Genomic DNA, 24,433 nt, shown 5'->3' on the forward strand with positions numbered 1-24,433 from the left:
CGCGCGGGCGGCCGGGCGGGAGTCCTCGTCGTCAGCCGCGCAGGACGACCACGCCGTCGTCGTCCGCGTGGACGGTGTCCCCGGCCCGGAACGTGACGTCGCCGATGGTCACGGGCTCGTCCACGGCGCCGGCGCCCGTCTTGCCGCTCTTGCGCGGGACGGTGCCCAGGGCCTTCACTCCGAGGTCGAGGCCGCCGAGCGCGACGCTGTCGCGGACCGAGCCGTTGATGATCAGGCCCGCCCAGCCGTTGCGTTCGGCGGCGCCGGCGATGAGGTCGCCGACCAGGGCGGTGCGCGGCGAGCCGCCGCCGTCCACGACGAGGACGGCGCCCTCGCCCGGCGTGTGGACGAGTTCGCGCAGGAGGGCGTTGTCCTCGTGGCAGCGGACGGTCCGCACGGGGCCGGCGAAGAGCCGGCGGCCGCCGAACTGGTGGAACCCGGTGGTACAGATGTCGAGGGATTCGCCGTACTCGTCGTACAGGTCGGCGGTGGGGACGGGGGTGACGCTCATCTCGGTACCGGTTCCTCGCTGCTCGTTCTCGGACTTCGCGTGGTGCGGCCAGGGTAGTGGGCGCGGTTGCGCCGACGGCCGGGGCGTGTCCTGCGGATCGGGCCCCGCGAGCCCGGCAATGATCCGCAAGACACGCCCCGAGGAGCGGGCGGGCGGAACAACGGCCGGAACCCGACGGGCCGGATGTCCGCCGCAAGGGGACACGATGAGACGTAACGTTTCCGCACAGGGTCGTGCGGCCTCCCGGATCAGACGGGCACCCGGCGCCCGGGCACGGCCAGATCGGCCGCCCCGGCCGGCACCAGGGCCCCCGGTGCGCCCCTCGGGGCGGCCGGGGCCCTGGTCAGCAGGACCACTCCGCGCGCCGCCACGAGCGCGCCGGCCGCCGCCAGCAGCAGCCCCGCCGGCCCGCCCTGGAGGCGTTCGCCGAGCAGGACCGCGCCGATGGCGGCCGCGGCCAGGGGATTGGCCAGGTTCACCACGGCGAGCGGGGCGCCGAGGCCGCCGCCCCGGTAGGCCCGCTGAGACAGGAGCATCCCGCCGACCGCGAACACCACGACGAGCAGGGCCACGGAGACGACCCGGACGCTGACGAGGGACCCTCCGCGGCCGCCGGCGACGGCCACGGTCTGGGTCAGTGCGGAGGCCACCGCGGACGCCAGTCCTGAGGCGGTGGCGTGCCGCAGCCCCGAGCCCGGGTCCTTCGCCGCCGTCAGGAACAGGATCACCGCGATGGTGGCCCCGGACACCGCCAACGCCTCGACCAGCGTGAGGGTGTCGTCGGGAGCCGGCCCGGAGGCCGGGAGCAGCAGCAGCCCGAGCCCGGCGACGGTGGCGAGTGTGCCGCGCCATTCGGTGGCGGCCACACGGCGGCCGGCCCGGCGCGCCCCCATCGGCACGGCGGCGACCAGGGTGAGCGCGCCGAGCGGCTGCACCAGCGTGAGGGGCCCGTACCGCAGGGCCGCGGCGTGGAGCAAGGCTGCTGCCGCGTTCAGTCCTGCCGACCACCACCAGACACCCGAGCCCAGCAGCGCCCCGGCGCTGCGCGCGACGCCGGCGCGGGCGAGACGCTCCTGGGCGACGGCTCCGGCCGCGTAGGCCACTGCCGATGCGAGGCAGAGCCCGACGGCGAGGGCGGTGTCGTTCACTTTCCCGCTCCCACGGTTTCGGCGGTGCTCTTCTGGTGCGGCAGGGCGGGTGCGGCCTGTACGGCGCCTTCCGCGTCGCGGCGGGTGGGGGCTGCCGGCGCCTCCGCGTCCGCGCCATCGCCGGTGCCGGCGCCGGTGCCCGCATCGGGCAGGTCGGTGTCCGGCTCGCCCGCGCGCGGGCGCGGGACCACCAGCAGGGCGATCCCCAGCAGGACAGCGGCGACGACCGCGTCGAGCCAGTAGTGGTTGGCGGTGCCGACTATCACCAGGAGCGTCACCAGCGGATGCAGCAGCCACAGCAGGCCCCACCGCGACCGCTTCCCGCCCCGGGTCGCGGCGATCACCCCGATCGCCAGCATCAGCGCCCAGCCGAAGTGCAGGGAGGGCATCGCGGCGAACTGGTTGGCCAGCGTGTCGGCGTCCGGAGCGGCCCGGTAGACGGTGGGCCCGTAGACCTGTCCGGTGTCGACGAGCCCCGCGTCGGGAAGCATCCGCGGAGGCGCGAGGGGGTAGGCGAGGTGCAGGACGAGCGCGGCTCCGGTGAGTACGGCGAGCACCCGGCGGGTCCACAGGTAGTGCGCGGGGCGTCGGACGTAGAGCCAGATCAGGAAGAGCGCGGTGGCGGGGAAGTGGACGGCGGCGTAGTAGGTGTTCGCGGTGGTCACGAGGGCTTCCCCGTGCAGCAGCAGCCGCTGCACCGCGCCCTCGCCGGGCAGGCGCAGGGCGCGTTCGGCGTCCCAGATCCGGTCCGCGTTGCGGAAGGCCTCCCCGGTGCGGTCCGTCGAGAGCAGCCGGCCCGCCTTGTAGAAGGTGAAGAAGCCCGCGACGAGCAGCAGCTCGCGTATGAGGCGTCGGCGAGCGGCTCTCGGTCCGCCTGCCGGCGGCCCGGCAGACGTGGTGTGGGCGGTCATCCCCCGGTCTCTCTTCCTGTTGCGCGCACAGCGACACGCCAGTGTATCGATACATTGGCGTATCGATACGCTGGTGTACCGATACGGTCGCGTTCCCGTACACTTCGTAGCGGAACCCGCAGTCGAGGCGCCCCGAGGAGAGCCGCAACCCATGACGTCGACGCCGATCCCCGCGCGCCGCTCCAAGATCACCCCGGAGCGGGAGCAGGAGTTCTACGACGCCGTCCTGGAGCAGTTGCGCGAGCACGGCTACGAGGCCCTGACGATGGAGGGCATCGCCGCCCGGGCGAGCTGCGGCAAGTCCACGCTCTACCGGCAGTGGAGGACCAAGCCCCAGCTGGTCGCGGCCGCCCTGCGCTCCGCCCGGCGGGGAACCCTCGCCGCGGTGGACACCGGGACCCTGGCGGGCGACCTGCGCGAGGCGGCCCGGATCGCGGCCGGAACCTCCGGCCGGGACACCCGGCTGACGCAGGCCCTCGGCCACGCCGTACTCAGTGACGAGGCGCTCCAGGCCGCCCTGCGCGAGGCGCTGGTCGAGCCCGAACTGGCCGCCTTCGACGCGATGGTCGGACGGGCCGTGGAGCGCGGCGAGATCGCCGCGGACCATCCCGCCGTGGAGTTCCTGCCGGCCCAGCTGATGGGCGTGCTGCGCATCCGGCCGGTGCTGGAGGGGCGGTACGCGGACGCCGACTACCTGATCCGGTTCGTGGAGGCGGTCATGCTCCCGGCCCTGGGTCTCGCGCCCGGCCGCCCCACCCGGCCGGCGGCCGGCCAGGCCCCCTGAACCGGCGGGCCGTCGTCCCGGTGACCGGACGGCGACCCGCCCGCGCTGCCTCGTGGGGACGGCGGCAGCGCGCCACTTGGACCGGGCGGCGGCCACTCACCCGAGTGGCCGCCGCCCGCTCTGAGCGGCTCCGCGGCGATCTCCGCCGCATTCAGCGGACCCCGCCCATGGCCCGGGTGAATTCCTCCGGGTCGACGTCGAAGCCCTCCAGTCGCACATCGAACGACCAGGCGCCCGAGGCGTCCCGGGTGAACTCGGCGACCGTGGCGGCGGTGGCGGCGGGCACGCCCGCGAAATCGCCCTGGGCGAGGTCGGTGTGACCCTCCCGGATCCGGAAGCCCGTGCCGGCGACATCGGCGAAGGTCTTCGCCCGGCCTTCGCCCCCGCCCGCTCCGGTGCCGGTGTCCTGGATGACCACACCGATCACCACACGGCCCAACTGCGGCCCCATCCTGTGCAGTTCGAGCGTCATCACCTCGTCGAAGCCGAAGCCCTGGCCGGTGTGGCTGTCCCGGTTGAGGTTGATGGTCCCGTCCGGCGACCGGCTGCCGAAGTGCACGAGCTGGACGGGGGTCCCGTGCGGATCAGCGGCCGCGTAGACAGCTGCGACGATGTCGAGGTCGTTCGCGGGAGTGCCGGCCGGGCTGGGGTCCCACCGCAGCGCGACCTCCACCTTCGCCAGTCCTTTGCGTACACCGGTCACCGAACTCCCCCTTCGTTTGCGGGTACTGCCCGCCCATGATCCCACGGGCACCCCGTCTCGGCCCGAACGGCCGTACGTTCCAGGCCAGTCGGGCCGATCCGGTCGCGCCGCCGGCATCCCCGCGGCTACCAGTCGCCGTCCTGTACGGGTTTGCCCGGCCTCGGGGCGTTCCCGAGCGGCTTGACCTGGCCGGAGGCGGGCTCCACCCACGGGGCGTGGTCGTCGCCGAGCCACTCCCCCACCGGCTTGACCCCGCTCAGGGCATCGGCCGGCGCCAGGTCGGTGGCCGATTCGTCGTAGTAGTCGAACCAGGGCAGCCCCGCCCTGGTGTAGGCGGCCCGGTCGACCGGCGAGGGCGGCACTTCCTCCCCGGTGATCGCGCGCCACGCGGGCGGGGGCACCAGGTGTACGAAGACCCGCGCGGCCGGCTCCTCGGCCCAGTCGGAGAGCGGGCGCTCGTCCCGGTAGACCTCCTGGTGCATGCTGCCGCCGACGCCGAGCCCCATCGCGGGGGCCGCCGGCGGACCCGACCTGCCGCCGGGAGCCGCCGACCGGGGCGCCGGGGCCCCCGCCGGCGCGGGCGGGGCCATCATCGGGGCGGGGACCGGGCCGCCGAAGCCCGCGCCCATGGGGGCCTGCGCGGCCGGAGCTCCGTACAGGCCCTGGCTCCCGGGCGGTGGCGGGGGCGGCGCCAGTCGCGCCCGCTCGGCCCGGTGCCACTGCGCCAGCGCCTCGCGGCCCAGCTCGAACGCCTGGAGCTGCACGCCGCCGGTGGTCTCCTCCCCGGTGACCTGCCCCTCGACCGTCGCGCCGAGCCCCAGCGGCACGGCGACGAACTGGCGCACCGTCCCGTCCCCGGAGTTGATGCCGTCCAGCCAGGGCTGCCGCGGCAGCACCACGTAGTTCTGCGGGGAGCGCGCCAGCCTGCCGCTCCAGCGCGCGCCGGAGACGGCGCACACCTTGCCGACGCCGACCTGGAGCGCGGCGGGGGTCCGGGTCCCGCCGAAGCTCAGCCACATCGCCTCGCGCAGGTACACGGGCAGCATCACGCCGCCCTTCGCCAGCCACTCCGGCGGGACCGTGTCGGGGTGGTCCTCGACCCGGCGCAGCGGGAATTCCCCCAGCCCCGGCGGCAGCGCGTGCGTTCCCGATTCGGGCAGGCGCAGGGTCCGTATGAACCGGATCTGCACCCCTCCCCCCAAAAGCAGCGCATTTCCGTCCACCCGTACCGAACCTGTTCCCACACCCGCCACCTTTCTCCTGGTGAGACCCGGTTTCACCGAAGAAATTACGGTCGAGCCGGATCGTTATCCTCAAGTTTCGCTCAAATGTAGTGACGCTAAGGCCGCCCTCTTCCTAGCTTCCTCGTACACATGTCTCGACGTGTCGTACGTTCCCGCGGTTCCACACGCCCGGCGATCCCGGTGACGCGTCCCGCGTTCCCCCAGGAAAGAGTGCAAGCATGAAGGTTCCCCAGGCCGGTGCGGTCGCCGCAGTGATCGCCCTCGCCCTGACCGCCTCGGGATGCGGTGGTGGAGACGAGGACCAGGGGACCCTGTCCATCGGCATCAAGTTCGACCAGCCCGGCATCGGCATGCGGGAGACCGGCGGCACCTTCACCGGTTTCGATGTGGACGTCGCCACCTACGTGGCCAAGGAACTCGGCTACAAGCCGGACCAGATCGAGTTCAAGCAGGTCCTCAGCAACGACCGCGAGCTGCTGCTGCAGTACAACGAGGTCGAATTCGTCGTCGCGAGCTACTCGATCAACGAGAAGCGCCAAGAGAAGGTCGACTTCGCGGGCCCGTACTTCGTGGCCCACCAGGACCTGCTGACCCGCGCCGAAGACACCTCGATCTCCAAGGCCGAGGACCTCAACTCGAAGACGATGTGCTCGGTGACCGGTTCCACCTCCGCCGAGAACCTCAAGAAGAACCTCGCGCCCAAGGCCGCCCTGCTGGAGCTCGGCAACTACTCGGACTGCGTCGTCGCCCTCCGGGAAGGCCGCGTCGACGCGATGACCACCGACAACGCGATCCTGGCCGGGTACGCCGCCCGCAAGGGCAACGAGGGCAAGTTCAAGCTGACGGGCCAGAGCCTCAGCAACGAGAACTACGGCATCGGGGTCAAGAAGGGCGACAAGGAACTCCAGCGCAAGATCAACGACGCGCTGAAGAAGATGGTCCAGGACGGATCCTGGGAAGCGGCCGTGAAGAAGAACTTCGGCTCGAACTACAAGTACGAGCCGGCTCCGGCGATCACCACGGGCAGCTGACGCCCGCCCGGACGCGTGGCGGTGACCCCTGTGCCGGGGTCGCCGCCACCCGTACGTCCGCGCTCCGGGCGGCGCCCGGACGGCCGCGCCGGTCAGGTCAGGTCAGGCCAGGTCAGGCCACGGGAGCCTTGCCGCGCAGGACCGTCAGGAACTCCCGCATCCAGCGCGAGTGGTCGGGCCACGCCCTGGCCGAGACCAGCGTGCCGTCGACCACCGTCTCGGAGTCCTCGAAGTCGGCGCCCGCGGCCTTCATGTCCAGCTCGAGCGCCGGGTACGCGGTCACCCGGCGGCCGGCCAGGCCCCCGGCGGCGGCGGTGATGAGCGGGCCGTGGCAGATCTGTGCGATCGGCTTGTCGGCTTGTGCGAAGGCGGCCAGGATCCGTCGCACCTCGGGGTCGTTGCGCAGGTACTCGGGCGCCCGGCCGCCCGGGACGACCAGCGCCGCGTAGTCCTCCGTCACCACGTCCGTGAAGGCCAGGTCGGCCGGCCAGGTGTAGCCGGGCTTCTCGGTGTAGGTGTCGAAGCCGTCCTCGAAGTCGTGGACCACGAAGCGCAGTTCTTTCACCTGCGGGGCCGCGATGTGGACTTCGTACCCCTCCTCGCGCAGGCGCTGGTACGGATACAGCACCTCCAACGACTCGGCCGCGTCGCCGGTCACGATGAGGATCTTCACTGCCATGGCTGCTCCTGACGAGGCTGTCGACAAGGCGGTTCACGATCGGGCGGCCCCGCCGGGGCCATCGCTACCCTGCCCGCGGCGACGGGGGCGCACACCCTGGCTTCCACCTCCCCGACACAAGTTTTTTGCCTGATGGGCACATGACAATGCAATCCTCGCTCTGCCACCTGATCCCCCGCCAATTCCCCGGGCGGGGACGGTGCGTACGGAGAGGTACCCCCCACCCGATGAGAATCTCGCGCCTGACCCCCTGGGCAGCCGGCCTCGCCGCCGTCGCCCTGATCGCCGTACCGGCGGCCGCGTCCGCGCGCCAGCAGGGCACGGCGGCGCCCCGGACCCCCGGGGCCGCCCCCGCCGCGGCCGCGTCGTACGACGCGTACTACGCGCCCGCCGAGGGCAAGACCGGTGCCGCCCTGAAGGCGGCCCTGCACGACATCATCAAGACGCATTCCAAGGTCGGCTACGACGGGGTGTGGAACGCCCTGAAGGCGACCGACCAGGACCCGGCGAACCCGAACAACGTCATCCTCCTCTACTCCGGCCGCTCGCAGTCCAAGTCGACGAACGGCGGCGGTGCCAACGACTGGAACCGCGAGCACGTCTGGGCCAAGAGCCACGGCGACTTCGGCACGGCCACCGGCCCCGGAACCGACCTGCACCACCTGCGGCCCGAGGACGTCACCGTCAACAGCACCCGCGGCAACAAGGACTTCGACGAGGGCGGCAGCCCCGTCAGCGAGGCACCGGGCAGCCTGACCGACGCCGACTCCTTCGAGCCCCGCGACGCGGTCAAGGGCGACGTGGCCCGCATGCTGCTCTACATGGCCGTCCGCTACCAGGGCGGGGACGGCTTCGCGGACCTGGAGATGAACGACAAGGTGAACAACGGTTCCGCCCCGCTCTTCGGCCGGATCAGCCTGCTGAAGCAGTGGAACCAGATGGACCCGCCGGACGCCTTCGAGCAGCGCCGCAACCAGGTCATATTCGACGTCTACCAGCACAACCGCAACCCGTTCATCGACCACCCGGAGTGGGTCGAGTCCATCTGGTGACGTCGCTCGGCGGCCACGGCGGCCTCCGGGGGTTGACGCGCGTCAGGCCGGGTATTCGCAGCCCACAGGCTGCGGTCCGCGCCCGGCGGCGGCAGCCCGCGGAGGTGCGTCGTGATGGACGGAGCCGGCCTCTCCGATCGCGAGCAGCGCGCCCTCTCCGCGATCGAGGCAGAACTCAAGGGTGACCGCGGCCTCGACCGGATGCTGCGGTCCGGGCGCCGGCGGCGCCGCGCCGCCTGGGCCGGGGTGTGGGCCGCGGTGACGGCGGCGTTGTTCGTCGCGGCTTCGGTGACCGTGTCCGAGGCGCTGCTCTGGAGCTGCTCCGCCGCCTGGGTCCTGACGGTGGTGACGGCCCTGCCGCCGGCCGTCGAGTGGGCCCACCACCGCCGCCGACGGGTCAGGCCGCGCGCGGAGGCGTGAGCGGACGGGCGTACGCGCTCCGGAGCCGGTCCGGCCCGGGGACCGGTCCGGCCCGCTCAGGAGCCGCCCGCTCAGAGCCGGCCGGCGAGGGCCTGGAAGTCCGACCAGGGCAGCTGCGGCGTCCGCGCGTCCCACACCTTCTGGGACAGCGCCGCCAGCGGCAGCCGAATGCCCGCCGCGACCTGGTCCTGGGTCTGTGCGCCGGACAGGTCGGCCCAGACGGCGAGGCGCCCGCCGAGGATCTGGCCGTCGTAGGAGGCCGGAACCGGGGTGGTGCCGCGCAGCACCAGCGGCGTCCACTGTTCGTAGATCCGCCGGCCGGTGGGGTAGGTGAACTGGTTCGGCTCGCCGAGCACGTAGTACAGGTACTCGTCGTTGAGGTTCACCAGCTTGCGGCCCTCGCGCAGGTACTCCAGCGGCGGGCGAGCGCCGATCTCCTTGCCGGTCCAGTACTCGACCTGGATGTCCTTGGCGGCGTCGGTCACCCCGCCGCCGAAGAAGCCGTCGTTCCACGCCTTGAGCGCCTTGCCCGACGGGCGGACCACGCCGGCGCGGTCGTTCAGCCACCCCGTGGCCAGGTCCTGCACACGGGCCGCGGGCCCGTAGCGCTGCTGCGCCGCTCGCGCGAGCTGCGGGAAAGAAGCCTGCGGGTCCCGGACGACCAGGGCCTGGTACTCGTCGGCGCCGAGGTGCCAGGCACCACCGGGGAAGAGCGGCCGGTACTCCCGCAGCAGGTCGTCGACGAGCTTGGCCGAGGCAGGGTTGGATATGTCCACCGCTCCCTTGACCGCCTTGCCGTTGACGTCGCGCAGTTGCAGATCGGGGTGGGCGCGCAGGACGGCGCCGAGGTGTCCGGGCGAGTCGATCTCCGGGACCACCGTGATGTGCAGCCGGGAGGCGAGCGCCGTGATGTCGCGGACCTGCGCCTTGGTGAGGTGCGGGGTGGACACGATCTCGGGATGGCTGTCGGACTGGATCCGGAAGGCCTGGTCGTCGGAGAAGTGCAGGCCGAGCTGGTTGAGCTTGAGGTCGGCCATCTCGCGCAGCCGCCCCTTGATCCAGTCGGGCGGGAAGTGCTTGCGCGCTATGTCGAGGTTGAGGCCGCGCTGGGGCTTGGCCGGGCCGTCCCGTACCGTGCCCTCGGGGGCCGAGCCCGCGGCGCGCACAGCCTGCTTGAGCGTGCGGGTGCCGTAGAAGACGCCTGCTTCGTCGGGGCCGTTGATGCGTACGCGGCCGTCCTTGACGGTGAGGGTGTACGACTCGGGTTTGCCCGCGCCCTCCACCGAGAGCTCCACGTCGCCGGCGCGCGGCACCGCCGACTCGCCGTAGGCGAGGCCCAGTTCGCCGGCGAGCAGCCGGGCCTCGTCGGCGAGCGCGGCCGTGTCGTCCTGCGCGACGACCACGCGGGCGCCGGGGGCGGCCTTCCAGCCGGGACCGCGGGCCGGCTCGTGTTCCCGTACGGCCGGAATGGTGCGCGGGGCCGTGGACAGGGCGTAGGTCGGGGACGGGGCCGGCGGGGTGGGGGCGGCGGCCGGGGAGGTCGTCGTACCGGCGGCGCCGCGGGCGGTGGGGCTGGGGGCGCGGATCTCGTCGGACGCTGCCGTGCACCCCGGGAGGGCAAGGGCGACCAGCGCGGCGACACCTGCCGTCGCGATGGCGTGGACCCTCCTGTGCCTCTTCGTCTTCCGCATCATGTACCCGTGTCCCCCGTACCAAAGTGGCACGGGGGACACGGGCGCGCGACCCGGCGGTCTCAGACCAGGGCGTCGAGCGCCGCGGAGGCGAAGGCGTGGTCCTGGTCCGGGGCGCCGCCTCCGACTCCCACGGCGCCGATGAGCCGGCCGTCGCGGTGGACGGGCAGCCCGCCCGCGATGAACAGCAGGGGACGGTCGAGGGCCGTGGGCAGCGTGTGGAAGGGGCCTTCGGGGCGGACCGCGTCGACGAGGTCGGCGGTGGGCGCGTCGAGCTGGAGGGCCGTGTAGGCCTTGCGGGTGCTGGTCTCGCCGGAGATCAGTACGGCCCGGTCGTCGCGGCGGAAGGCCAGCAGGTGGCCGCCGGCGTCGAGGACGGTGACGCTGACGGTGGCCGCGGCCGCTTCGGCGGCGGACGTGGCGACGGCGACGAGCAGCTCGGCGTCCTCGGTGGTCAGCGGGGCGACGGCGGTGCGGGCGGGGGTGCGGGTGGCGGTGGGGGTGCGGGTGGCGGTGGACATGCCGGTTTCTCCTTGGGGGGGGTCGTACGGGGAAGGGGGATCAGTGGCGGGCGGGTACGGCGGCGGCCGTCCCGGGAGCCGCGGCGGGAGCCGCAGCGGCGGCCGCGACCACCCGGCCGCCGGAGCGGGCCGCGCGTCCGGCCGTACGGCGCTCCAGCGCTCCGGACACGAGGGCCAGCACCAGGGCGGAGGCGGCGAGTGCGGCGCCGACCCAGTTGGGCGCGGTCCAGCCGAGCCCGGCGGCGATCACGAGCCCGCCGAGCCAGGCGGCGAGGGCGTTGCCGAGGTTGAAGGCGCCGATGTTGACGGCGGAGGCCAGGGTGGGCGCTCCGGCGGCCTGGTCGAGGACCCGCTTCTGGAGCGGGGGCACGGTCGCGAAGCCGAGGGCGCCGATCAGTACGACGGTGACGGCGGCGCCCGCCTTGGTGTGAGCGGTGAGGGTGAAGACGGCGAGGGTGACGGCGAGGGCGCCCAGGGACACGTAGAGCATGGGCATGAGGGCGCGGTCGGCGTATCGGCCGCCGATGAGGTTGCCGGCGACCATGCCGAGGCCGAAGAGGACGAGGAGCCAGGTGACGGAGGAGTTCGCGAAGCCGGCGACGTGGGTCATCATCGGCGTGATGTAGGTGATCGCGGCGAAGACGCCGCCGAAGCCGAGCACGGTCATGGCCATCGCGAGCAGCACCTGGACGTTGCGGAAGGCGGCGAGCGCGCTCACCGCCCTCTCCCAGGGCTGGTGCGCCCTCTCGCTCCTGCACGGCCGGATCGAGGCGCACATCGAACGGGCCCTGCAGGCCGGCCACGGCCTCAGCGTCCGCGAGTACTCGCTGCTCGACGTCCTCAGCCGCCAGCACGACGGACCGGGCGGACATCTGCGGATGCACCAGGTCGCCGACTCGGTGGTGCTCAGCCAGAGTGCGACGACCCGACTGGTCAGCAGGCTGGAGGACCGCGGTCTGCTGAAGCGCTACATCTGCGACACCGACCGCCGGGGCATCTACACCGACGTGAGCGAGTCCGGACTCGCGCTGCTGGCCGCGGCCCGCCCCACGAACGACACCGCCCTGCGGGAGGCCCTGGACGAGGCGGCGGGCAATCCGGAACTGGCGCCGCTGGTTGTGGCCGTGGAGAACCTCCGCACGGCGTAGGCCGTGCGGACCGGACCCGACCGCATCGGGCAGCCCGGTCCGGTCCGCACCGCCCTACTGCCCGGGCGGCGGCGGGGACGAGGTGGTCACCGCGCCGGGCGCGACGGACGAACCGTACGACGGCGTCACCGGTCCCGAGCGCTGCGGAGAGGCCTGAGCCGACGGGCTCAGCGACCGGCCGGGGGCCGGGGACCCCGAGGGGCCCGACGGCGCGGCCCCGCTCGGGGCCGGGCCCGGCCGGCTCGGCGAGGGTGCCGGCGGGGGCCCGGTGGACGGCCCCGGGGCCGTGACCTCCGGCGGAGTGGCGGGCAGCTGTGGGTCCGGCCCCGCGTCCGGGCCGAGGAGCAGGTACCCGATCCCGGCGGCCGCGGCCGCCACCAGACCGGCGAGCGGCAGCGCGAACCGCCGCAGCCTCCCCGCCGGCCGCCGGCCCGCCCGCGCGCCCGGCGGGCTCGCCGGACGCAGCCGGCGGACGTCGACGCCGTCCGCGCGCGCGTCGAGCGCCTGGCGCAGCCTGCGCTCCACGGGGCGCTCGCCCGGGTGTTCGCCGGGGCGCTCGCCGACAGGCGTCATATCCGTCCCTCCAGATTCCGTTCCAGCGCGTCCAGGCCGCGGCTCGCGTTGGACTTCACCGCTCCCCGGCTGATCCCCAGGGTGGTCGCGATCTCCGCCTCGCTGAGGTCGGCCCAGTACCGCAGGACGAGGACCTGCCGGCGGCGGGGCGTGAGACGGGCGAGCGCGGCGAGCACCTCGCGGTGTGCCTCGTCCAGGACGACGTGGTCCTCGGCGGACGGTTCGTCGACCGCCGGAGGCGGGGTCCAGGACCGTACGGTGCGCCGGCGGCGCAGGACGGAGCGCGCGGTGTTGACGACCGAGGTGCGCAGGTAGCCGAGGGCGTTGTCGACGTCTGCGATCTGCTCGCCGTGGCGCCGGTACAGGGCGGTGAAGGCGTCCTGGACCACGTCCTCGGCGGTGGCGAGGTCGTCGACGAGCAGCACCGCCAGCCGGACCATGCCCAGCCGGTGCGCGTGGTAGAGCTCGGTGACGGTGGGCTGCCCGGAGTCGCCGTCGCCCGGGTGGCCGTGCGCGGGCGAAGGCCCGGCCTCGTACGCGGTTCCGTATGCCGGACCGTACGACCGGGGGGCGACGCGCGGGGCGGTGGAGCGCTCGCGGCGCAGCAACGACCACAGGCCCCGCCACACCGGGCCGGAACCGGGCGTGAGGGGGCCGACGGGTGGTGCGAGGTGGAGCACGGAGGTCCTCAGCCGTTCGCGCGGCGCCGCACGGCGTAGAGGGCTCCGGCGCCGGTGAGGATCAGACCGGTCGCCCCTGCCCCCATCGCGACGGCCGTCGCCGAGGAGCCAGTATGCGCGAGTTCGGCCCCGTCGGGCGCCGCGGCGGGCGCCGAGGGGGACGCGCTGGGCCCGGCCCCGGTCCCCGGGGCGCTCGGGGAGGCGCTGGGGGCGGCGCTGGGAGACGCGCCGGCTGCGTCCTTGCCGTTGCGCGGCGGGGTGCTGATCGAGGGAGCGGGCGCGGGGCCGCCCTGGCTGGGCGAGACGCTGGGCGAGGCGCCGGCCGGGACGCTCACCGACGGGGAGGGCGCGGCCGAGCCGCCGCCGGCGGCGTGGGCCGGGCCGGCGAGGGCGACGGCCGTCCCCGCGGCGGCCGCGGCGACCGCCGTGCGGCGGACGGCCAGGGGGACACGCTTCAGGTTCTTCACGGTGGTTCTCCACGGTCGGGTCGGGGACGCGGACTGCGCCCCTTCACCCCCGCACGACGCGCGACCCGCCGGGAGGTTGCCGCGCCACCGGAAAAACTTTCCGACCCGGCGTCGTTCAGCGGGCGTTCCGGGCATGTCCACCGGTTCCCGGCACGGTGGACGTGTCATGAAGCCGAGGCCGCCGGGCCACCAGCTGCACCAGGGCCGTCCGGCGCCTGACCGCGAGAGCATCCGCCACGGAGCCTCCGGCGAGGTCCGGCGCGGCCCAGGGGGGTCAGGGGCTGCGGCGGGCGTAACAGAACAGGTGTTCCTCGGGAACCGCCCCGTCGCCGACGGGCCGGAACGTCGCGGCGTGGTGGTGCAGGACCTCCAGGCCCCCGTCGGCGAGCCGGGCCAGGTGGTCCTCCGTGGACAGGCTGCTGACGGTGACCTCGTGTCCCATCCACTCGATGTCCAGGCCCCGGATGTCCCCCGGCACCGTGGCCATCACGAAGTACCCGCCGGGTGCGGTCCAGGACGCCATCCGGTCCAGCGCCGCCGCCACCTCCGGCTGGTCCATGACCAGCAGCGGGAAGAAGGAGCACACCGCGTCGAAGCCGCCGGGCGGCGGCGTGTACGTGCGTACGTCGGCCTGTTCGAAGCGGGCTCCCGGGACCCTGGCGCGGGCCAGGGCGACCATGGCCGCCGAGACGTCGATGCCGGTCACGTCGCAGCCGACCCGGACCAGCGTCTCGGCGGTGGGCCGTCCGGTGCCGCTGCCCACGTCCAGTACGCGGGCTCCCGCGGGCAGCCGGGCGGTGAGCCAGTCGAGGGCCTCGATCTGGCCGGGCACCTGCCCGAACACTTCCTCGTACCGCTCCCCCAGCGCGTCGAACACCTCTGCCGCTGACTTGCGTCGACCCATCGGCCCGCCCCTTCGTCTCCGGAGGGGAACCACCGTACAAGGACGCCTCAGGCGGAGGCGGGGACCAGGACGACGGCCGTCCCGTAGGCGCACACCTCGGTCCCGACGTCGGCCGCGTCGGTGACGTCGAAGCGCATCATCAGCACGGCGTTCGCGCCGCGCGCCTTGGCCTGTTCGATGAGCCGGTCCATCGCCTGGTTGCGGGTCTGGACCAGGGTCTTGGTGAGGCCCTTCAGCTCACCGCCGATCATCGACTTGAGTCCGGCGCCGATCTGGCTGCCCAGATGGCGGGAGCGCACGGTGAGGCCGAAGACCTCGCCGATGACCCGCTCGACCCGGTAGCCGGGGACGTCGTTGGTCGTCACGACGAGCACGCCGCTCTCGTGTGCGCCGGCTCCGCCGCCGTAGTCATCGATACCCATGCGCCCACTCTGGCGCGCCCCGCCCGCAGCCGCATCCGGGAGCCCCGGCGGACAGGGCGTTCGGGCGGCCGGCGCCGTGCGGGGGCGTGACCGGTGAGCCGTGCCGGTCGGCCGTCGGGGCGCCATAGTGTCGACCAGTCCGCGCAGGGCCCGCGGGCTGAAGGGCATCCCGCCGGCGTGCACGGTGGCGACGGCGGCGCGGAGCCGCTCGGACGGGGTGTCCTTGACGAGGAAGCCGTCGGCGCCGGCCGCAGGGCGTGGAAGGCGTACTCGGCGGAGTCGATGGGGGTCCGGACGAGCACCTTGGGCCCGCCGTCCGTGGTGTCCCCGCCGTCGGCGAGGACCACTTCGGCGGCGGCGATGCCGTCCGTGCCGGGCATGCGGATGTCCACGAAGACGACGTCGGGTCGGGTCTCGGCGGCGAGCCGCACGGCCTCGTCCCGTCGGCACCGCCTCGCCCGCGACCTCCTGGCCCGGGGCGGCGTTCAGCAGGGCGGTCAAGTCTGACCGGATCAGGAACTGGTCATCGACGACGCGTCCGGACGGCATCCGCGTCGTCCCCTCCCGGTCGCGCCACGGCGACCCGCGGGCGGACGGCGTACACGTTCCGGCCGGCTGCCGCACGCGTGGCGCGGACCCGGGCCGCCGCCGTTCGTCCGGTGAAGTGCACGTCAACCCCCTTGTCTACTCCCCTGGTTGTAGGGGACCGCCACCCAACGCGGTAGGCCGGCCTCAACCCTTGGATGGGCGCGGCCGAGGGCGTCGCGCCCGTAGATTGCTGCTCTGTCGGCCGCACGGCCGGCAGCCGGCCCCGTCCCCCCGGGGCCCCGCTGCGCGGCCGTGCCCGTACGGGGGCGGGCACGGCCGCCGCACCCCGGTGGACAGATTGGTCATATCGGGCTAAAAGCCGGTGAGTCATCGGGGCTGCGGCTCCCCTCCTGGCCATAGTCGTCCCTGGCAACGTCGGTTGCCATCCCGTGCCGCGCGCCGCGGCCGGTCGGACGTCTTCACAGAGGAGTCGGCTCATGCTGAAGCCCACCAGAACCATCCTCGCTCTCGCCACCGGAAGCCTGGTTCTCGGTCTGGTCGGGGTGGGCGCCGCCGTCGCGGACGAGGGTCCGCGGGAGATCATCGTGGGTGAGGTGCCCGCGTCCGCGCAGCCCGGCGAGTACCCGTACCACAAGTACGCCTTGGGCAAGGTCGTCTCCAAGGGCCCGCTGAAGGTCCGCAGCAAGCCGACCACCGCGTCCCGCGCCGTCGGCCACGTGCAGCCGAACAGCAGGGTCGAGATCGAGTGCAAGAAGTACGGCGAGAACGTCGCCGGCAACCGCATCTGGTACCGCCTGCACGAGGACCGCGACAACTGGGAGAACGGCTCCGGCCGCGAGGACCGCGAGGACCGCCAGGACCGCGAGGACCGCCAGGACCCCAACCGCGCGAAGGCGTACGAGAAGGAGCGCTGGGTATCCGCCCGTTACGTCAAGAACCTCTCCGAGGTGAAGTACTGCCGCTGACCCGTGGTCAGTCCACCGGGCGTACGGTACGCGGTCCCACGCACCGCGCACCGTACGCCCGGACCCGTGCCCGCAGTTCACGGTCGGCCGTGACCACGACCACCGGGCAGCCGTCCTGCGCACCGGCCGCGGCCAGCTCCACGATCAGGTCGTCACCACTGCCGGGCGCCGCCTCGACCCGTACGCCGGGCACGGACCCGACACCGCGGGCGGCGCCTTCGACGACGAGAACGATCTCCTCGTCGTCCTCCCGGCCGACGACCCGGGCGGCCAGCCTGTCGCGCAGCCGTTCGGCGGCGCCTCGCCGGTCGCGCCACCAGCCGTCCGGCACGGACCCGACGACGTTCGCGGCATCGACGATCAGGACGGTCCTCACCCGGGCACTCCAGACCTTCGCACTCTAGAAGTCGCCGTAGTTGACCTGCCAGGTGGGCAGGCCCATCCGGCGCCAGACCGCGACGACGCGGTCCCGGTCGTCGAGCGACACCCGCACCGCGTACCGGTGGCGGACGTGCGCGTCGAACAGCTCCGCCTTGACCACGTCGTCGCGGCGGGTGTCGCCCGCCGCACGCATCCACAGCTCGTCGTACGCAACGGCGTGGCGGCGCAGCCACGCCTCGGTCTGCGGCCGGTACTCCTCGCCACGGCCCGACAGCAGGACGATCACGTCGCCGTCCGCGCGCCGGAAGGCGTCCAGCGCGTGCCGTACCGACTCGTTGAGCAGGTCGAGCTCGCAGCGCGTGAAGTCGTACGGCCCCCGGTCGCCGGTGAGCGCGAGCGTGCCGTCGATGTCGCACATCACCGCCGTCGGCAGCGCCGGGTCGGGGACGTACGGCGTCACGGGCGGCGCGGCCACCGCGCCGGAGCCGCCGTTCATCCACTGCGTCGTCAGCCGCCAGCCGCCCTTGCGGGCGTTGCGGTGCTTCTCGGCCAGGACGCGGATGATCTCCTCGCCGACCTGGCGCTCACGGGCGGCGTCCCGGCGCAGGCACTCCTCCAGCGGGACGTCGGTGAAGTCGTGCACGACGAAGGTCGCGAGACCGCCGACCGCCGCCTTCAGCCGCTTCGGGATGTGCTTGGTCAGATGGGTGTTGTCGACGACCACGTCGAAGCCGCCGTCGACGGCCGCGCGGATCGCCGCGTCCTGGACCGCCAGCACGGTCTGCTCGTGCGCGAAGCTGCGGCCCCGCGCCGGGTCCGGCAGGTCCAGCATGGCCCGCAGGTCATCGAGGTTGACCCGGCGCATACGGCCGCCGGCCTCGGCCTGGAGGGCCCGCGCGGCCGTCGTCTTGCCCGAGGCGGGCAGGCCCGTCATGACGTGGACGACGGGCAGCGGGGCCTCCCGCCGCGCGGGGCGGTCGGTCCGGTCCGCCACCGGTGCCGGGATCCGCGGCGCCGCCCCGGGGGTGCGGGCGGGCACGGCGGCGGGGGTCCGCTCCTGCGCGGGCGCGGTCCGGTCGTCCTCCTCGGACACGGTCCTGTTCTCCTCGTCGGTGATGTACGGGTCGGCCGCCTCCGGCCGTACCCGGCGCCAGGTCGTGAGCTCAGTCGGCCGACCGTCGAGCCGCATGAACATCGCGGGCCGGACGGTCCGGTCGGGCAGCTGCGCGACCGCCCGGGCGAAGGCACCCCGGTCGGCGGCCAGGTGGGCGAGGCCCGCGTACGCCTCGTCGATCGCGCGCTCGTGGCGGGCGGCGGCCTCCTCCAGGCCGGCGATGACCTCGCGCACCCAGTGGTCGAACTCGTCGGGCACCTGCTCCAGAAGCGCGTCCAGGGGCTTTCCGCCCGATGCCTCGATGTCGGCGACGGTGCAGTTCAGGCCCTGCGCGAGCTGCTTGGCGGGCAGGCCGGCGAAGCGCTGCACGCCGTGGCCGCGCCAGATGTCCCGCGCGGTCACGCCGGTGAGCACCTTGTGGAGCCGTACGTATTCGGACAGCTTGGCCTTGGCGCGCACGCCGGAGGCGAAACGCAGTACGAAGCCCTCGGCGTCCATGCCGTTCGCGCAGGCCCCGCCGGGCAGGGTGTTGGACTCGGTCAGCGCGAGCAGCTCGTCGAGGGGCATGGCGGGCCACACCGTGACGACGGAGCCGATCCCGTCCCAGTGGGCCGCGGCCTCGGCGAGCGGGACCTCGGTGCCGTCCGGGCCGAAGGCGGCGAGGAGGACGAGGTCGCGACGGTCCCCGTAGTCGACGACGATGCGGTTCTGCGGGTAGAGGATCTCCGCGAGGTAGGTGGTGCCCGGCTGCAGCGCCGCGGTGTCCGCGCCGTCCAGCCGCCGCTGCGCCCAGACGGCCTGGGCGCTGATGAAGGAACCCTTGGAGGCGACCCGCCAGCGGCCCGCGTAGTGGAAGACGATCGCGAGGCTGCCGTCGACCTTGTCGTACACCTCGAACGGCTCGTCGGGGAGGGCCGGGGCGTACGGCTGACCCGACTCGTGCTCACCGACGTTGAAGAACTTCGGCAGCGGCAGGGCGACGATCGCGCCGGTCTCGTCGTCGGCGACGAGACCGCGGCAGCGCGTGGTGACCTCGTTCCAGACGCGCTCGTACTGGGCCGTCCGCGTGTACGTGTAGATGGACAGCGGCAGCTCGGGGTGCGGTTTGCGGGTCACGTACCCGGCGTCGATCGAGTCGGCCAGCGCCTGGGCGGGCAGCAGGTCATGCAGAGTCAGGGTCTCCTGGCTCATGGGGTCCTCCCGGTTTGAGATGGCTCATTCTCGCCTGCGGGAGGGTGCGCCCGGTAGTCAATTACGCCTGGTCCGGGCGCCTCCCAGGCGGTTGATGTCCGCGGGCCGCAGCACGTGGCCGGGGACCTCGGTACCGGGAGCGGCGACGGCGATCATGGCACGGCCGAAGGCCTCGGAGGTGATGACGAGGTCGGGTGCGAACCGCCGCAGCAGCGGGACCAGCGGCGCGGTGACGGCGTAGAGGACGCGGTAGAGCCGGGTCCTGGACGGTACGCCGCGCACCGGCTGGACGATGCCCGGGCGGAACATGTAGGCACGGAAGGGGAGTTCCAGCAGGTCGTTCTCGGTCCGCCCCTTGACGCGGGCCCACATGGAACGGCCCCGTCCGGTGCTGTCGGTGCCCTCCCCGGAGACGTAGACGAAGGTCATTCCGGGGTTGGCGGCGGCCAGCGGCCGGGCCACGGCGAGGGTCAGGTCGTGGGTGACGCGCCGGTATTCCTCCTCCTTCATGCCGACGGAGGAGACGCCGAGGCAGAAGAAGCAGGCGTCGTACGCGGCCGGGTCGACCCCGGCGGCGGCCAGGTCGGACGGGTCGTCCTGCACCCGCTCGCGCAGCTTGGGGTGGGTGACGCCGAGCGGGCGGCGTCCGATGGCCAGGACGCCGTCGACGGAGTCGTCGCGCAGGCATTCGCGCAGGACGCCCCGGCCGAGCATCCCGGTCGCGCCGAAGAGGATGACGTTCACCCGTGGAAGCGTAGGCCGTGCCGGGCGTCCGCGCGCGGGGTCGGGGCGGGGCCGGTGCGGCGTGAGCTGTCCGGGCGCCTCAGTGTGAGACGCAGAGCTCGTTGCCCTGGGGGTCGGCGAGGGTCGTCCACACGCTGGGGCCCTGGCGGCCCTCGTGGAGGTGCTTCGCGCCCTTGGCGACGAGGCGTTCGACCAGTGCCTGCGGGTCGTCGTCGCCGGTCCGCACGTCGAGGTGCACCCGGTTCTTGACGGTCTTGGGATCCGGGACGAGCTGGAAGAGGATGCGGGGCGCGCCTTCGAGCGCCTCCGGGTGGCGGATCGCCGCGCCCGTCTTCCAGACGAGGGTGCCGCGGTGGGTGGTGGTGTCGTCCTCGGTCGCGTGCCCCGCGGCGATCAGGCCGCGGATGAACTGCTCGTCGCTGGGCTCCACTTCCCAGCCGAGGGCGTCGGCCCACCAGTCGGCGAGCGGGTGCGGGTCGGGCGAGTCGATGGTCACCTGGAACGTGTACGCCATGCCGGGACCCTACTGACCGGGCGTCGAGCGCGCCACAGGAGCGGCGCCCGGCGGGGTGTCCTGCCGATCGGACCGGGCCGGGCGCGGTGTCGGGCGCCGTGAGCCCGGCCTGATCGGCACGACGACCCCTACGGGGTCGGTGCGCGCCGGGCGGCGAGGTGGGAGGCGACCAGTGCGGCGAAGGTGAACAGCCAGGCGGCCACGGCGATCCAGAGCAGGATCTCGCCCAGCGGCACCAGCCAGGCGATGCCGGCCGGGTCCGCGACGGAGAGGCAGGCGGTGGAGGTCATGCCGAGCGGGAAGACGGTGGCCCAGCGGCGGATGTCGTAGCGCGGCCGCGGGTGGCGCAGTTCGGCGGTGAGGAGGACGACGTACCAGACGAGGGACAGGGCGAGGGCGACGAGCGTGACGGTACGCAGGGCCGTGTGCGCCCACCCGGTCCAGACGGGTGACGCGGTGAGCTTGGAGCCGGCCAGGGCGGAGATGGAGAGGGCACCGCCCGCCACCCAGTGGTCGCCCGCCCCGCCCACCACCTCGCGCAGGTCGAAGCGGAAGAGGGCGGCCACGTACAGCAGCAGCCCGAGGCAGAAGGCGGCCAGCGCCGCCCGGGCCAGCCAGTCCTGGCGGTCGACGGCGGCGAGCACCGCCGCGAGGACGGCCAGCCCCTGCGTGGCCACGCAGCCGAGGAAGGCGCCCCCGGGCATGCGGCGGCGCCAGTGCCGCACGACGTTGAGCAGGAGGCCGGGCCAGAGGAGCGCCGCCAGCGCGAGCAGGGCGGCGGCCGCGCTCTGCCAGCCGGACAGGGAGAGCCGGGTACCGATGACGGTGGTGGCGGCGACGGCCGTCAGGGCGGCCGGGGTGTCGGCCTCGGCACGGAACCGCCCGCGGTCGCCGAGCAGCCGGGCCGCGAAGTCGACGGCGAGTACGAGCCACAGGGCGACGGCGATGACGAAGGCGACCTGCGACAGGGCCTCGTGCCCCGTCATGTGCAGCGCGACGGAGAGGATGCCCGTTGCCATGACGACGGCTCCCGCCGCCGGCGGGAGGCCGGCCCACCAGCCCGGGCCGGGGAGGATGCTCACGCCTCCAGCGGACCCCACGTGCAGGCGGACCGCCAGCGGGCGGGGCCGACCGGGCCGACCGGCGCCGAACGTCTTGCGCGGAAGATCGAGGGAACGTGCGCGCAGTGCACCTGCGGGGGTGCGGCCCGGTCCTGGGCTCGGCGGGGGACGAAGACCTGCCGGTGCGTCACAGGGGAACGGACCGGCGGGGTCCCCTCGTCTCCCCGTCCTCTCGTCTCCCCGCCCCGCGTCTCCTCGCCCCTCGCCCCTCGCCCCCTCGTCGGCATCCCCGCACGGACCGGCCCCGGCAGGCCGGGCGGGGGAAGGCCCCGCGCCCCGCCGACGGGCCCGCAGGAGCCGGCGTAGCGTCCGGTGGGGTGGCCGGAACTCGCGCTTGTCACGACTGTTAGGCCTACCTAACCTATGGCTCGCTCGCGCTCGAGCAGTTCGGCACGACTTCGGGACCCGTCCCCGACCGAAGGAGCCTCCCCCCATGAACGCACGTCTCGACCATGCCCAGCCCTACGCCGTCGGCCTGTTCCGGATCGTCACGGGCCTGCTCTTCGCCTCGCACGGGGCGGCCTCCCTCTTCGGCGTCCTCGGCGGTGCCCACGGCGGCGGTACCGTCGCGGCCGGCACCTGGCCCGGCTGGTACGCGGCCGCCATCCAGCTGGTCGCCGGCGCCCTGGTCCTGCTCGGGTTGGGCACCCGGACGGCTGCCTTCGTCGCCTCTGGTTCGATGGCATACGCGTACTTCACGGTGCACCAGCCCGGTGCGCTCTGGCCGCTGCAGAACGGCGGCGAGGCCTCCGCGATGTTCTGCTGGGCCTTCCTGCTGCTGGTGTTCACCGGCCCCGGCGCCCTCGCACTGGACGGCCTGTTCGCGTCACGCGCTTCGGCCGCCTCCGGGCACCGTGACGACACCCGCCCGGAGACCGTGGCCGCCTGACCCGCAGGAATCGGTTCTGCGTCAGCCGTGGCAGCGCGGACCGGCCCCCAAGGGCGGCCGATAGCCTGTGGCGCATGGACGAACTCAACGGGGTGGAGATCGTCGGCTTCGCGGACGCCGAGGCGTTCGAGAGCTGGCTCGCCGAGCACCACACGCGCAGGGAAGGGGTGTGGATCAAGGTCGCGAAGAAGAAGTCCGGCATTCCGTCGGTCACCGACGACGAGCTCGTCGACATCGGCCTCTGCTACGGCTGGATCTCCGGGCAGCGGCGTTCCCTCGACGAGCTCCACTACCTGCAGAAGTACGTGCCGCGGCGGGCGAAGAGCCTGTGGTCGCAGGTGAACGTGGACAAGGTCGCCGTGCTGACCGCGGCGGGCCGGATGCGTGAACCGGGGCTGGCCGAGGTGCGCCGGGCACAGGCGGACGGCCGCTGGGGCGGCGCCTACGCGTCGCAGCGGACCGCGGGGGTGCCGGAGGACCTCGAAGCGGCGCTCGAAGCCCGCCCCGAGGCCCGTGCGGCCTTCGAGGCGCTGGACCGGACCGGGCGCTATCTGGTGGCCCTGCCGCTGCTGCAGGCGCTCACGCCGGAGACCAGGCGGGCCAGGCTCGACCGGGCCGTGCGCCTGCTGGCGGGCGACCCTCCGCAGTGAGCCGGTGCGGCGACGAACCCGGAAGACGGCGTCAGGCCCGGTCCTCCCCGTGAGAGAGGGCCGGGCCTGACGGGATCCGCGCCGCGGGTCAGGACTCCTGGTCGCGCGCCTTCTCTGCCCGCTCGGCGTTCCGCTCCTTGATGCGGACCGCTTCCTTGCGGACGTCGGCCTGGGTGGCCCGCTCCCGCTGGAGCCACTCGGGGGCTTCCTGCTTCAGTGCTTCGATCTGTTCGGTGGTGAGGGGCTCGGTGACTCCGCCACGGGCGAGGCCCGCGATGGAGACGCCCAGCTTGGAGGCGACCACCGGGCGGGGGTGGGGGCCGTTGCGGCGCAGCTCCTGGAGCCACTCGGGCGGGTCGGCCTGGAGCGCACTCAATTCACTGCGCGAGACGACACCCTCCTGGAACTCTGCGGGGGTGGCCTCGAGGTACACGCCCAGCTTCTTCGCCGCGGTAGCGGGCTTCATCGTCTGGGTGTTCTGGTGCGACGTCATGAGGTCAAGGGTATCGAGCGTGTGCACGGGTTCCGACCACGCCCGGTAACCTTGCGGGGTGACAGGCTCGGAAGTACCCCATGCGTTTCGGCTCGCTTATGTCCCCGGCGTGACCCCTGCGAAGTGGGTGCGGATCTGGAACGAGCGGCTGCCCGACGTCCCGCTGGCCCTCGCCCAGGTCTCCTCCGCCGAGGTGTTCGGCGTACTGCGCTCCGGTGACGCCGACGCGGGCTTCGTCCGGCTCCCGGTCGACCGTACGGACCTCAGCGCGATCCCCCTCTACACCGAGACGACGGTGGTCGTCGTCCCCAAGGACCACGTCGTGGCGGCTGCCGAGGAGGTCACCACCGAGGACCTCGCCGACGAGGTCGTCTGGCAGCCCCTCGACGACACACTGGACTGGGAGAAGCTGCCGGGCCGGCCCGCGATCGAGCGGCCCGCCACGACGGCGGACGCGATCGAGCTGGTGGCGGCGGGCGTGGGCGTACTGGTCGTACCCCAGTCCCTGGCCCGTCTGCACCACCGCAGGGACCTCACCTACCGGCCGGTGTCGGACGCGCCCACGTCACGGGTGGCGCTGTCGTGGCCGCAGGCTGAGCCCACCCCGGATCTGGTGGAGGAGTTCATCGGGATCGTCCGCGGCCGGACCGTGAACAGCACGCGGGGCCGTCCGCAGACCCCTCCGCAGCCGAAGGCGAAGGGCAAGCGGCCGGAGGCGGGTGCCGGCAAGGCCGGCGGCGCCGGCGCACGGCGCGGAACCGGGGGCGGCAGCGGAAAGCCCGCGTCCGGGAAGTCGGCCGGGAAGAGCCCGCGCGGCGGTTCCGGCGGAGCCAAGGGCGGCAAGCCCCGCCGGCGTCCGTAGGCCCACGACACCCCGGCGGCCGCGGGACCGGCTGAACCGTCGGTGGACCCCCCGGTCCTGCAACGGCCTGG

General features: G+C 73.7%; 28 protein-coding genes and 1 pseudogene. 9 read left to right on the forward strand and 20 right to left on the reverse strand.

All coding sequences use genetic code 11. The annotated features are described in order from the left end of the window. Positions 1 to 31: 31 nt before the first annotated feature. The 3 genes from rraA to ACZ3X1_RS02145 all read right to left on the reverse strand — a co-directional run bounded on the left by rraA (position 32) and on the right by ACZ3X1_RS02145 (position 2,570). On the reverse strand, positions 32 to 511 hold the full coding sequence (gene rraA, locus ACZ3X1_RS02135) for a ribonuclease E activity regulator RraA (protein WP_356816011.1): 480 nt from the start codon (positions 509 to 511) through the stop codon (positions 32 to 34). Between the two features lie 248 nt (positions 512 to 759). Continuing rightward, on the reverse strand, positions 760 to 1,659 hold the full coding sequence (locus ACZ3X1_RS02140) for a DMT family transporter (RefSeq protein WP_467275700.1): 900 nt from the start codon (positions 1,657 to 1,659) through the stop codon (positions 760 to 762). After that, positions 1,656 to 2,570: a phosphatase PAP2 family protein gene (locus tag ACZ3X1_RS02145; protein WP_467275702.1), complete on the reverse strand. Its 915-nt coding sequence runs from the start codon at positions 2,568 to 2,570 to the stop codon at positions 1,656 to 1,658. Before ACZ3X1_RS02145 ends, ACZ3X1_RS02140 begins: the two co-directional genes overlap by 4 nt. 151 nt (positions 2,571 to 2,721) lie before the next feature. On the opposite strand from ACZ3X1_RS02145, the gene ACZ3X1_RS02150 reads away from it, so the two are divergent. Continuing rightward, positions 2,722 to 3,354 (forward strand): TetR/AcrR family transcriptional regulator, encoded by a 633-nt coding sequence (locus ACZ3X1_RS02150; protein ID WP_391704233.1) that lies wholly within the window; start codon positions 2,722 to 2,724, stop codon positions 3,352 to 3,354. Between the two features lie 151 nt (positions 3,355 to 3,505). Here the strand turns inward: ACZ3X1_RS02150 and ACZ3X1_RS02155 are convergent, their stop codons facing one another. Next, positions 3,506 to 4,057 (reverse strand): TerD family protein, encoded by a 552-nt coding sequence (locus tag ACZ3X1_RS02155; protein WP_467275705.1) that lies wholly within the window; start codon positions 4,055 to 4,057, stop codon positions 3,506 to 3,508. Between the two features lie 125 nt (positions 4,058 to 4,182). Then, the gene (locus ACZ3X1_RS02160; protein WP_467275707.1) at positions 4,183 to 5,301 is read right to left on the reverse strand and encodes a hypothetical protein; all 1,119 of its coding nucleotides are present in this window, start codon (positions 5,299 to 5,301) and stop codon (positions 4,183 to 4,185) included. A gap of 218 nt (positions 5,302 to 5,519) precedes the next feature. Here ACZ3X1_RS02160 and ACZ3X1_RS02165 point away from each other — a divergent pair, with 218 nt between their 5' ends. Beyond that, positions 5,520 to 6,332, forward strand: coding sequence for a glutamate ABC transporter substrate-binding protein (locus ACZ3X1_RS02165; protein ID WP_356814962.1), 813 nt, complete (start codon positions 5,520 to 5,522; stop codon positions 6,330 to 6,332). A 112-nt stretch (positions 6,333 to 6,444) separates the two neighbouring features. On the opposite strand, the gene ACZ3X1_RS02170 is transcribed toward ACZ3X1_RS02165, so the two are convergent. Next, positions 6,445 to 7,011, reverse strand: a complete 567-nt coding sequence (locus tag ACZ3X1_RS02170) for a DJ-1/PfpI family protein (RefSeq protein WP_467275709.1) — start codon at positions 7,009 to 7,011, stop codon at positions 6,445 to 6,447. A gap of 227 nt (positions 7,012 to 7,238) precedes the next feature. On the opposite strand from ACZ3X1_RS02170, the gene ACZ3X1_RS02175 reads away from it, so the two are divergent. Both ACZ3X1_RS02175 and ACZ3X1_RS02180 read left to right on the forward strand, forming a co-directional pair. After that, entirely contained in the window at positions 7,239 to 8,063 is an 825-nt protein-coding gene (locus tag ACZ3X1_RS02175) for an endonuclease I family protein (RefSeq protein ID WP_467275711.1), read from the forward strand. Between the two features lie 114 nt (positions 8,064 to 8,177). Next, entirely contained in the window at positions 8,178 to 8,483 is a 306-nt protein-coding gene (locus ACZ3X1_RS02180; protein WP_467275713.1) for a DUF3040 domain-containing protein, read from the forward strand. Between the two features lie 71 nt (positions 8,484 to 8,554). Here the strand turns inward: ACZ3X1_RS02180 and ACZ3X1_RS02185 are convergent, their stop codons facing one another. From ACZ3X1_RS02185 to ACZ3X1_RS02195, 3 genes and pseudogenes are all read right to left on the reverse strand, one after another. Continuing rightward, positions 8,555 to 10,177, reverse strand: coding sequence for a beta-N-acetylhexosaminidase (locus tag ACZ3X1_RS02185; protein WP_467275715.1), 1,623 nt, complete (start codon positions 10,175 to 10,177; stop codon positions 8,555 to 8,557). A gap of 59 nt (positions 10,178 to 10,236) precedes the next feature. Next, entirely contained in the window at positions 10,237 to 10,695 is a 459-nt protein-coding gene (locus ACZ3X1_RS02190) for a GlcG/HbpS family heme-binding protein (protein WP_467275717.1), read from the reverse strand. A 40-nt stretch (positions 10,696 to 10,735) separates the two neighbouring features. Continuing rightward, positions 10,736 to 11,404, reverse strand: a pseudogene (locus tag ACZ3X1_RS02195) (MFS transporter); the annotation flags it as partial. Between ACZ3X1_RS02195 and ACZ3X1_RS02200 the strand changes: the two are divergent. After that, positions 11,388 to 11,843 carry a MarR family winged helix-turn-helix transcriptional regulator gene (locus ACZ3X1_RS02200; protein ID WP_467275719.1) on the forward strand — a complete coding sequence of 152 codons (456 nt, stop codon included), beginning with the start codon at positions 11,388 to 11,390 and terminating at the stop codon, positions 11,841 to 11,843. The pseudogene ACZ3X1_RS02195 and the gene ACZ3X1_RS02200 sit on opposite strands and share 17 nt — an antisense overlap. Positions 11,844 to 11,897: 54 nt before the next feature. Here ACZ3X1_RS02200 and ACZ3X1_RS02205 read toward each other — a convergent pair whose 3' ends face one another. From ACZ3X1_RS02205 to ACZ3X1_RS02225, 5 genes are all read right to left on the reverse strand, one after another. Further along, positions 11,898 to 12,416: a hypothetical protein gene (locus tag ACZ3X1_RS02205; protein ID WP_467275721.1), complete on the reverse strand. Its 519-nt coding sequence runs from the start codon at positions 12,414 to 12,416 to the stop codon at positions 11,898 to 11,900. Beyond that, a complete protein-coding gene (locus ACZ3X1_RS02210; RefSeq protein WP_467275723.1) occupies positions 12,413 to 13,096 on the reverse strand; it encodes an RNA polymerase sigma factor in 684 nt (227 codons plus the stop codon). Before ACZ3X1_RS02210 ends, ACZ3X1_RS02205 begins: the two co-directional genes overlap by 4 nt. An 8-nt stretch (positions 13,097 to 13,104) precedes the next feature. After that, positions 13,105 to 13,563 (reverse strand): LPXTG cell wall anchor domain-containing protein, encoded by a 459-nt coding sequence (locus ACZ3X1_RS02215; RefSeq protein ID WP_467275725.1) that lies wholly within the window; start codon positions 13,561 to 13,563, stop codon positions 13,105 to 13,107. Between the two features lie 274 nt (positions 13,564 to 13,837). Then, complete coding sequence (locus ACZ3X1_RS02220) at positions 13,838 to 14,467, reverse strand: class I SAM-dependent methyltransferase (protein WP_356814972.1); 630 nt, start codon at positions 14,465 to 14,467, stop codon at positions 13,838 to 13,840. Positions 14,468 to 14,514: 47 nt separating this feature from the next. After that, entirely contained in the window at positions 14,515 to 14,889 is a 375-nt protein-coding gene (locus ACZ3X1_RS02225; RefSeq protein ID WP_356814973.1) for a YbjQ family protein, read from the reverse strand. A 1,025-nt stretch (positions 14,890 to 15,914) separates the two neighbouring features. Between ACZ3X1_RS02225 and ACZ3X1_RS02230 the strand changes: the two genes are divergently transcribed. Then, positions 15,915 to 16,403: a hypothetical protein gene (locus tag ACZ3X1_RS02230; protein WP_467275729.1), complete on the forward strand. Its 489-nt coding sequence runs from the start codon at positions 15,915 to 15,917 to the stop codon at positions 16,401 to 16,403. Positions 16,404 to 16,410: 7 nt separating this feature from the next. Here ACZ3X1_RS02230 and ACZ3X1_RS02235 read toward each other — a convergent pair whose 3' ends face one another. From ACZ3X1_RS02235 to ACZ3X1_RS02255, 5 genes are all read right to left on the reverse strand, one after another. Beyond that, complete coding sequence (locus tag ACZ3X1_RS02235) at positions 16,411 to 16,779, reverse strand: NYN domain-containing protein (RefSeq protein WP_467275731.1); 369 nt, start codon at positions 16,777 to 16,779, stop codon at positions 16,411 to 16,413. A 24-nt stretch (positions 16,780 to 16,803) separates the two neighbouring features. Continuing rightward, a complete protein-coding gene (locus tag ACZ3X1_RS02240) occupies positions 16,804 to 19,089 on the reverse strand; it encodes a phosphatase domain-containing protein (RefSeq protein ID WP_390074207.1) in 2,286 nt (761 codons plus the stop codon). Between the two features lie 57 nt (positions 19,090 to 19,146). Continuing rightward, a complete protein-coding gene (locus tag ACZ3X1_RS02245; protein WP_467275735.1) occupies positions 19,147 to 19,833 on the reverse strand; it encodes a Rossmann-fold NAD(P)-binding domain-containing protein in 687 nt (228 codons plus the stop codon). Between the two features lie 79 nt (positions 19,834 to 19,912). Next, positions 19,913 to 20,347 carry a VOC family protein gene (locus tag ACZ3X1_RS02250; RefSeq protein WP_356814978.1) on the reverse strand — a complete coding sequence of 145 codons (435 nt, stop codon included), beginning with the start codon at positions 20,345 to 20,347 and terminating at the stop codon, positions 19,913 to 19,915. A 128-nt stretch (positions 20,348 to 20,475) separates the two neighbouring features. Further along, the gene (locus ACZ3X1_RS02255) at positions 20,476 to 21,429 is read right to left on the reverse strand and encodes a tellurite resistance/C4-dicarboxylate transporter family protein (RefSeq protein WP_467275737.1); all 954 of its coding nucleotides are present in this window, start codon (positions 21,427 to 21,429) and stop codon (positions 20,476 to 20,478) included. A gap of 472 nt (positions 21,430 to 21,901) precedes the next feature. Here ACZ3X1_RS02255 and ACZ3X1_RS02260 point away from each other — a divergent pair, with 472 nt between their 5' ends. Together ACZ3X1_RS02260 and ACZ3X1_RS02265 are read left to right on the forward strand one after the other, a co-directional pair. Beyond that, on the forward strand, positions 21,902 to 22,357 hold the full coding sequence (locus ACZ3X1_RS02260) for a DoxX family protein (protein WP_467275739.1): 456 nt from the start codon (positions 21,902 to 21,904) through the stop codon (positions 22,355 to 22,357). A gap of 74 nt (positions 22,358 to 22,431) precedes the next feature. Continuing rightward, positions 22,432 to 23,007 (forward strand): YdeI/OmpD-associated family protein, encoded by a 576-nt coding sequence (locus tag ACZ3X1_RS02265; protein WP_356814981.1) that lies wholly within the window; start codon positions 22,432 to 22,434, stop codon positions 23,005 to 23,007. An 88-nt stretch (positions 23,008 to 23,095) separates the two neighbouring features. Here the strand turns inward: ACZ3X1_RS02265 and ACZ3X1_RS02270 are convergent, their stop codons facing one another. After that, positions 23,096 to 23,500 carry a DUF5997 family protein gene (locus ACZ3X1_RS02270; RefSeq protein ID WP_356814982.1) on the reverse strand — a complete coding sequence of 135 codons (405 nt, stop codon included), beginning with the start codon at positions 23,498 to 23,500 and terminating at the stop codon, positions 23,096 to 23,098. Between the two features lie 58 nt (positions 23,501 to 23,558). Here ACZ3X1_RS02270 and ACZ3X1_RS02275 point away from each other — a divergent pair, with 58 nt between their 5' ends. Beyond that, positions 23,559 to 24,362 (forward strand): LysR family transcriptional regulator substrate-binding protein, encoded by an 804-nt coding sequence (locus tag ACZ3X1_RS02275; RefSeq protein WP_467275743.1) that lies wholly within the window; start codon positions 23,559 to 23,561, stop codon positions 24,360 to 24,362. Positions 24,363 to 24,433: the final 71 nt, after the last annotated feature.

It is taken from the genome of Streptomyces sp. NPDC023541, from assembly GCF_055559995.1.